The sequence below is a fragment of the Massilia sp. CMS3.1 genome (assembly GCF_051262535.1).
In the GTDB taxonomy this organism is placed as follows: domain Bacteria; phylum Pseudomonadota; class Gammaproteobacteria; order Burkholderiales; family Burkholderiaceae_D; genus Telluria.
On record NZ_JBIMES010000055.1, the window covers coordinates 1 to 1,585 of the forward strand.

At 51.9% G+C, this 1,585-nt stretch carries 1 rRNA gene; it reads left to right on the top strand.

Features of this window, described 5'->3' with window-relative positions:
* Positions 1–142: 142 nt before the first annotated feature.
* Positions 143–1,585, top strand: a 16S ribosomal RNA gene (locus tag ACHAC9_RS24350); the annotation flags it as partial.

Below are 1,585 nucleotides of genomic sequence, written 5' to 3' on the forward strand. Positions count from 1 at the left end.
GAACTTCGGTTCTTGATTACTTAAATTATCAAATGTTCACAAAAAAGAAATAGCGTTGTCTCAGCAATGAGATGACGGTCAGTATTTTGAGTGAGCGACCCGCTAGCAATAGCGGTGGCAGAAATGCCAACAAACAGAGATTAAACTGAAGAGTTTGATCCTGGCTCAGATTGAACGCTGGCGGCATGCTTTACACATGCAAGTCGAACGGCAGCGCGGGGCAACCTGGCGGCGAGTGGCGAACGGGTGAGTAATATATCGGAACGTACCCAAGAGTGGGGGATAACGTAGCGAAAGTTACGCTAATACCGCATACGATCTAAGGATGAAAGTGGGGGATTCGCAAGAACCTCATGCTCCTGGAGCGGCCGATATCTGATTAGCTAGTTGGTAGGGTAAAGGCCTACCAAGGCTACGATCAGTAGCTGGTCTGAGAGGACGACCAGCCACACTGGAACTGAGACACGGTCCAGACTCCTACGGGAGGCAGCAGTGGGGAATTTTGGACAATGGGCGCAAGCCTGATCCAGCAATGCCGCGTGAGTGAAGAAGGCCTTCGGGTTGTAAAGCTCTTTTGTCAGGGAAGAAACGGTGGAGGTTAATACCTTCTACTAATGACGGTACCTGAAGAATAAGCACCGGCTAACTACGTGCCAGCAGCCGCGGTAATACGTAGGGTGCAAGCGTTAATCGGAATTACTGGGCGTAAAGCGTGCGCAGGCGGTTTTGTAAGTCTGTCGTGAAAGCCCCGGGCTCAACCTGGGAATTGCGATGGAGACTGCAAGGCTTGAATCTGGCAGAGGGGGGTAGAATTCCACGTGTAGCAGTGAAATGCGTAGAGATGTGGAGGAACACCGATGGCGAAGGCAGCCCCCTGGGTCAAGATTGACGCTCATGCACGAAAGCGTGGGGAGCAAACAGGATTAGATACCCTGGTAGTCCACGCCCTAAACGATGTCTACTAGTTGTCGGGTTTTAATTAACTTGGTAACGCAGCTAACGCGTGAAGTAGACCGCCTGGGGAGTACGGTCGCAAGATTAAAACTCAAAGGAATTGACGGGGACCCGCACAAGCGGTGGATGATGTGGATTAATTCGATGCAACGCGAAAAACCTTACCTACCCTTGACATGTACGGAAGCTTCGAGAGATCGAGGTGTGCTCGAAAGAGAACCGTAACACAGGTGCTGCATGGCTGTCGTCAGCTCGTGTCGTGAGATGTTGGGTTAAGTCCCGCAACGAGCGCAACCCTTGTCATTAGTTGCTACATTTAGTTGAGCACTCTAATGAGACTGCCGGTGACAAACCGGAGGAAGGTGGGGATGACGTCAAGTCCTCATGGCCCTTATGGGTAGGGCTTCACACGTCATACAATGGTACATACAGAGGGCCGCCAACCCGCGAGGGGGAGCTAATCCCAGAAAGTGTATCGTAGTCCGGATCGCAGTCTGCAACTCGACTGCGTGAAGTTGGAATCGCTAGTAATCGCGGATCAGCATGTCGCGGTGAATACGTTCCCGGGTCTTGTACACACCGCCCGTCACACCATGGGAGCGGGTTTTACCAGAAGTAGGTAGCTTAACCG